This is a genomic window from Bacillus sp. HY001 (assembly GCF_007558965.1).
Lineage (GTDB): Bacteria > Bacillota > Bacilli > Bacillales > Bacillaceae_G > Bacillus_A > Bacillus_A mobilis.
The window spans coordinates 1-540 of the sequence record NZ_VLTE01000271.1; the positions used below are offsets into that span (position 1 = coordinate 1).

The 540-nt window shown below is 31.3% G+C and carries 1 pseudogene; it reads left to right on the forward strand.

Features of this window, described 5'->3' with window-relative positions:
* Positions 1–254: pseudogene (locus FOT98_RS31235) on the forward strand (DNA translocase FtsK); the annotation flags it as partial.
* Positions 255–540 lie beyond the last annotated feature (286 nt).

Genomic DNA, 540 nt, shown 5'->3' on the forward strand with positions numbered 1-540 from the left:
ATGTAGCAAAAGTTTACGAATCTATTAGTATTACGGTACAAGAAAACTTAGAAAAAAATAGAGAAGAGCATTCGAAAAATGATGAGAAGCAACCAGAATATAAACCTATGAGTTATAAAGAACGCCAAGAGCACTTAAAATCTCATCAAAAAAATAAGAATAATACTACGCAGTCGCTGCTTAATAAAAATGAGAAACCAAAGCCCAAAACATCGAACGTAATGAGTAAGGAATTGAATAATTTCTTTGATTAATAGTTTGTAAATCTTAAATTAAATCTAGTATTGGTATAGCCAGCATTTCGGAAAAAACCACGCTAAGCCAAAAATAAAATAAGCTGCCCATATAGGCCATAGCCATCAAGTTAAGAAAATGAATAAAATTTAACTAAATGGGTCATCCTTCCATGCATACCGCATGGAAGGATGACCCATTTTATGTCTAAAATTAATGATGTTACACAAGAAGAGTTACGTTTACTAGGTGAAGAATTTAAAAGTAAATTTTCGATTCACCACTTACAACTACTAGCAGTTAAAA